We start from the raw sequence: 5,800 nt of genomic DNA on the forward strand, positions 1-5,800 counted from the left end.
GGCCGGCTGTCAAATAGCTGTCCTTGACACCTAGAGGAACACCGAGCAGGGGGCCGGATGCGCCCGCGGCTCGAGCCCTATCGGCTTCGCGGGCGGCGTTGAGCACAGCCTGTTCGTCGATCGTGATGAAAGCCTTGAGATCCGATTGCTCGCGGGCACGATCGAGAAGTGCTTCGGCGTATGTCTCCGCCGTGAAGTCGCCGCTGTTCATGGCGCGCACAGCTTGCGCAACACCTAGCGCGGCCAAGCCATCGGCAACTTTGGTCTGGTCTGACGTAAATTCCTTATGCATGGGAATCCTCACACTTCATGGAATAGGAGGACTTGCCCGGGCTTGAGCAAGACGTCCATCCGGTTACATTATGATCATAATATTAAATTACGACCGTAATGCAATAGGCATTTTTGTGAACGGGCTTTGGACGGAGTCCCACGCCCATAAATGTGTGAATTCGCGACGCGGGAACATTTTTGCCGAAATTTTCGTCGTCACCCGCGCAATTCCGCGAGGGCGGCGGCCTTGCCCCTCCATTTCAGCCGCAAGAGGTTTTCGTCATTGCCTGAACGCTGTCGATCGGCTGAGCGCCGGCCGTCGCCAACTTTTCGATTGTTTTCGATAGTCGATGGCAGCGTCTACATACCTCGTCCCGATCTGGACGCGCCGGTGGCGAGCTCATGATCGATGTCCGTTGCGGAACGAGGTTTGAACGTGGCCGAGTAGAACCAACGTGCAATTGCGATAAGATGTTGCATCAGTTCCGGTTCTTGAGGTCCAATGTCTGAAGTCGATTGGTTAAGCCATCTCCTGCAAATCGTCACTGTTACTGGTCAGCTCGAGGTCCGCTGTGCCTATGGTGCGCCGTGGCGCCTAGCCTGGGGCCGGGCGGTGGCGAACGAAATTCCCTACCACGTCATCGTCAAGGGGCGGGCCATTTTCGAGGACCTAGAGACGAGAACAGCAAGGGAGCTGGTGAGCGGAGATATCGTGTTACTGCCGCACGGTGCGGCGCATGTGATGCATGATGGTAGTGGGCAGACACCGATCCGCACACATCAAAGCGTGGGCTCAGCCGGATGGATGCTCAGCGAAAACGATGGCCAGGGCGAGCAACTGGATTTGCTGTGCGGACGGTTTTTCATTGCGCCGCCCCACGATCGACTGATCCGCAACTACCTGCCCACGAACCTTGTGGCGCGAACGATCGACGGCCTCGGAAGAGACGGTATCGGATCTGCTGCTACGGATCAGCTGGCCAGTCTGGTGGGGTTGATGCGAATGGAGTCCGCCGGCAACCGAGCGGGAGGGCGTGCTGTCCTCAACGCCCTTTCTTCCGCCCTGTTCACACTGGTGATGCGGGCAGCCAGTGAATCCGACAAAGCTCCCGATGGCTTGTTGGCCCTGGCCGGCCATCCTCGACTGGCTCCAGCCATTGCGGCCATGTTCGCCAATCCGGTGCACCCTTGGAAGCTGCCGGACCTGGCGGACATGTGCGGGATGTCACGCGCTACGTTCATGCGGCACTTTCAAGACAGGCTGGGTCGCTCCGCCCTCGATCTGCTGACTGATCTCCGGATGAGCCTGGCGGCCAATGAGTTGAAAAAACCGGCGATCAGCACCGAGGCTGTTGCCGAAACGGTCGGCTATCAATCTGTTTCGGCATTCCGCCGTGTTTTTACCGAGAGAATGGGAATGACGCCCGGGGAATGGCGCCGACAAGCGCATACCGGGCAGGCGCGCGCCGAGGATTGATCCTTTCGCGCATTCTATTGAGGCAATACAGTCTCGATATTCTCACTCATGGCCGTAAATTGAGCTCCGTAATCACTTGATGAGGGAGCCACCCAATGAACGACTTCAGCCACGCAGCAAACCATCTGACGCCGACGAACGCCGTTATCGAAACCATCCTGAGCCGTAGTGCCGCCAAGTACTACGACACCACCGCAACACTGAGCGACGATCAGATCCGCGACCTTGTGCGGATCGGCACGTCTGCACCGACATCGTTCCACCTGCAGAACTGGCGGTTCATCGCCGTGGGCTCGCCTGACGCCAAGGCACGGCTCCATCCGATCGCCTGGAAGCAACCCGCGATCCTCGACGCCGCCGTCACCTTCATCATCGTCGGCCAGTTGGCCGATGCCAGCACGATCCCCGCGCGTCTGGCTCCGGTCGTGGAAGCCGGCATCATGCCGGCCCATCTGGTGCCGGATTGGGAAATCCCCGCTCGCGGTCTGTATGACGATCAGCCGCAACGCCAGCGCGACGAGGCAGTGCGCTCCGCGACCTTTGGCACCGCCGCGATCATCTATGCGGCCCGTTCTCTGGGCTTGGGTTCGACACCAATGATCGGTTTTGATGCAGAGGCCGTGCATCGCGAGTTCGGCCTGGCCGAAGACGAGATCCCGGTGATGCTGCTGACGGTCGGGCCGGAGCGGGCCGGCAACTGGCCACAGAAGCCGCGGATGCCGGTCGCCGACGTCCTGTCCTTCGCCTGATAACCAATCCAATCAAAAAACTTATGGAGATCACAATGTCCAGAACCGTTGCTCTGAAGCCGGAACAAGTGCCGGCTGAATCGAAACAGACTCTTGATACGTTCACCAGGAACATCGGGTTCACCCCAAACATGATGGCGGCCTTTGCTCAGAGTCCAATCGCGTTCAACGCCTGGGCCACTTTGCTTGGTTCCCTGAGCAAGACGCTCGACGTGAAGACGCGCGACAGCATCGGCCTTGCCGTCTCAGAGGTGAACGGGTGTAACTATTGCCTGACGGTTCACAGCTTCACGGCTGAACATATGGCCAAGCTGCCGGCCGATGACATCATTCTCGCGCGGAAGGGTCATGCCAAGGATCCGAAGCGGGACGCCGCCGTCCAGTTTGCGCAAAAAGTCACAGAGACCCGCGGGCAGGTCAGCGATGCCGATCTCAAAGCCGTCCGCGATGCTGGCTACACAGAAGCGAACATCATCGAGATCGTCGCGCTTGTGGCGATGTACTCCCTGACGAACTTCTTCAACAACGTGTTCGACCCCGAGAAGGACTTTCCCGCCGTCGCACCTGCCGGCTCGATCTGAGCTTTCACCTGCGCAACCACTTTGAAGCTGTTGGGATTAATCACATGAATATTCTCCATATCGATAGCAGCCCGCGTCAGGAATCGCACAGTCGACAACTTTCGGCAGCCATCGTCGAAAAGCTTCTTGAGGTCACGCCGGGCGCGAGCATCGTTCGGCGTGACCTGGGGGCTGACCCCCTGCCGCAAACCGAAGCCCTCTACGCCGCCGCATTGGCGTCGCCGGCAACGTTGGCCGCCCCGCCGATCGGATCTCTCGATCTTTCCGAGGCGCTTATTCGGGAAGTAGAAGCGGCCGATGTGATTGTCATCGGAACGCCGATGCACAATTTGACGATTCCCTCGGTCCTCAAGGCGTGGATCGATCAGATCCTGCGCGTCGGCCGAACGATGAAGTCGACGCCATCAGGCAAGGTGGGAATGCTCCGGGACCGTCCGGTCTTTGTCGGCGTGGCTTCCGGTGGCTTCTTCACCGGTGAGCGAGCCAACCAGCCGGATTTTCTCACACCCTATCTGTCGCTGGCACTCAGCTCCATTGGGCTGAGGACGCAACAATTTCTTCCACTTCAAGGCACCGCCTTCCTGGATCGGAGTCAGGCGCCGTTAGCGAGGGACAAGGCGCTCACTGCTCTCGACCTTACTGTCGTGGGACAGCTCCGAGGCGTCGCCGTTCGCCCTGAAGCGCTCTCGAGCATTGGTCGGCCGTATCGCGATGCGCCTTTGCTTTCGAGAGCGTCGCCGGGAGCTTTTTGAGGGCGTGCCATGGTGCACCCGCATCTTAACCTCCGACCTCCGCCGAACCATGAACATGAGGCCTTCAGATGATTTTACTTACCAATACACTTCCCCAAATCGGCGACAGGATCGCCGACAAATCAGCACCGCCCGATGACAGCGCCGTCCGCGAATGGATCGGAGCAGAGGCACTCGAGCATTGGGCCGAACTGCGGAACTGGATCGACGAATTCTACCCAGGAGTTTTCGCGCCCGACTGGCTCTACGGTGGCAAGAACCGCGGTTGGTCCTTGCGCTATAAGAAAACGAAGGCGTTCACCACCCTGGTGCCGGAATACCGGCGGTTTTCGGCTGTCGTGGTGATGGGCGGAGCCGAGCGAGAGAAGTTCGAGGAGCGGCGTTATGTCTGGCGCCCGCAACTGGTCAAGCTTTACGATGAGGCCAAAACATACATCGACGGAAAATGGCTGACGCTTGCCATCTCATCGGCTGACGATCTGCAGGATGTGAGGGATCTTCTGACAATGAAGCGTCCTCCACTGCCGCGCAAGTGACGGCGACAACACGTTGCGAGAAGACCTTCCACGCCTGCAATCTATCCAAACCTACAAGTATCTAAGGAGACAATTCTCATGAAAGCGATCGTAGTGAACGATCAGGCTGCGGGAACAGCCGGAATGACGCTGGTGGAGCGACCCAAGCCACAGGCAGCGATTAACGACGTCGTCGTTGAGGTCCATGCTGCGGGGTTCGTCAACACCGAACTGGATTGGCCTTCGACCTGGACCGATCGAACCTTTCGTGACCGGACGCCACCGATCCTCGGCCATGAGCTGGCCGGTGTGATCACCGCGCTGGGCTATGGCACCACGGGGCTGTCGATCGGTCAGCGGGTGTTCGGCCTGACTGACTGGTATCGCGACGGCACACTCGCTGAGTACGTCGCTGTGGAGGCCCGCAATCTCGCGCCGCTGCCCGGCAGCGTCGACTTCACGGTCGGCGCAAGTCTGCCGATATCTGGCCTGACCGCATGGCAGGGACTGTTTCAGCATGGCCGCCTCCAAGCGGGGCAGAGCGTACTCGCACACGGCGCGGCTGGCGCCGTCGGCTCGATCGTGACGCAGCTTGCGCGGGAAGCCGGCGCCTATGTCATCGGTACCGGACGCGCCCCTGACCGCCAGAAGGCGCTCGACTTTGGTGCAAATGAATTCGTCGATCTCGAGAACGACCTCCTGGAAGACATCGGCGGCGTCGATCTGGTGTTTGATGTCATTGGCGGCGATGTTCAGAAGCGGTCCGCGGCGCTGATTAGGGCCGGGGGAACGCTTGTGACAGCCGTCGGACCGACGGATATTCGGCCTTCGGATGGGCTTACGGTCGACTTCGTCGTCGAGGCTGATCGTACCCAGCTATCCGAGATCGTTCAGCGGGTCCGGGACGGAAGAATGCGGACGAACATCGGCAAGGTTTCAAGTCTCGACGATGCGGTCGCCACCTTCAATTCGACCGAGCGGCGCGCGGGAAAGACGGTCATCCGCGTTATCCCTTGAGCACGCCAAGCGCACTCCTTAGAAGGGTTCCCCGGGGGTGCGCGCATCGCACACAAGCTTCGCATACCGCCTTAGATTCACTCATTCGCCTTCATTCCGGCCGTTCGGGCAGTGTTGGCGGTTTCCTAAGCCTGCCGTTCGTCATCGCTTCGGCGGATGGCACGATCGGGTGGTATTCCGACTGGCGGCAAGCGGGGATCGGTGGTGTCTTATTTCACTGCCGAAAAGGCGGTCGGCGACAACAGCTGGTTAGAGATATTGGAGAGAATTTGCCCGTCGCGCTCTGACTCGTCGCGGGCCTTAATCCATGCAGGATCAGTGGTGAACGCTTTCCATTTCACCTCGCGATCGGCTAGCGATTCCCAGGCGATGAGATAGGTGAGACGGTGGCTGCTTTCGCCCACGATCGTGGTGAAGAAACCTGCCTGCTTAATGC

At 59.5% G+C, this 5,800-nt stretch carries 8 protein-coding genes; 6 read left to right on the forward strand and 2 right to left on the reverse strand.

The genetic code is table 11. The features are described from left to right. Positions 1-292: amidase family protein (locus AC1D1Z_RS32960; protein WP_477853051.1), on the reverse strand; the 292-nt coding region annotated here is incomplete at its 3' end. 483 nt (positions 293-775) lie between these two features. Here AC1D1Z_RS32960 and AC1D1Z_RS32965 point away from each other — a divergent pair. The 6 genes from AC1D1Z_RS32965 (at position 776) to AC1D1Z_RS32990 (ending at position 5,364) form a co-directional block, all read left to right on the forward strand. Then, positions 776-1,750, forward strand: a complete 975-nt coding sequence (locus AC1D1Z_RS32965; RefSeq protein WP_130800518.1) for a cupin domain-containing protein — start codon at positions 776-778, stop codon at positions 1,748-1,750. Between the two features lie 95 nt (positions 1,751-1,845). After that, positions 1,846-2,499 carry a nitroreductase family protein gene (locus tag AC1D1Z_RS32970; RefSeq protein WP_222072114.1) on the forward strand — a complete coding sequence of 218 codons (654 nt, stop codon included), beginning with the start codon at positions 1,846-1,848 and terminating at the stop codon, positions 2,497-2,499. A 35-nt stretch (positions 2,500-2,534) separates the two neighbouring features. Continuing rightward, positions 2,535-3,080 carry a carboxymuconolactone decarboxylase family protein gene (locus tag AC1D1Z_RS32975; protein WP_221971402.1) on the forward strand — a complete coding sequence of 182 codons (546 nt, stop codon included), beginning with the start codon at positions 2,535-2,537 and terminating at the stop codon, positions 3,078-3,080. Positions 3,081-3,124: 44 nt separating this feature from the next. Then, complete coding sequence (locus tag AC1D1Z_RS32980) at positions 3,125-3,832, forward strand: FMN-dependent NADH-azoreductase (RefSeq protein ID WP_477853055.1); 708 nt, start codon at positions 3,125-3,127, stop codon at positions 3,830-3,832. Between the two features lie 68 nt (positions 3,833-3,900). Continuing rightward, the gene (locus tag AC1D1Z_RS32985) at positions 3,901-4,368 is read left to right on the forward strand and encodes a DUF3788 domain-containing protein (protein ID WP_222072119.1); all 468 of its coding nucleotides are present in this window, start codon (positions 3,901-3,903) and stop codon (positions 4,366-4,368) included. Between the two features lie 78 nt (positions 4,369-4,446). Beyond that, a complete protein-coding gene (locus AC1D1Z_RS32990) occupies positions 4,447-5,364 on the forward strand; it encodes an NADP-dependent oxidoreductase (RefSeq protein WP_477853057.1) in 918 nt (305 codons plus the stop codon). A gap of 209 nt (positions 5,365-5,573) precedes the next feature. Here AC1D1Z_RS32990 and AC1D1Z_RS32995 read toward each other — a convergent pair. Continuing rightward, a partial coding sequence (locus tag AC1D1Z_RS32995; RefSeq protein ID WP_477853059.1) for an NIPSNAP family protein occupies positions 5,574-5,800 on the reverse strand: 227 nt, incomplete at its 5' end.

It is taken from the genome of Rhizobium sp. P1_E1, assembly GCF_056406015.1.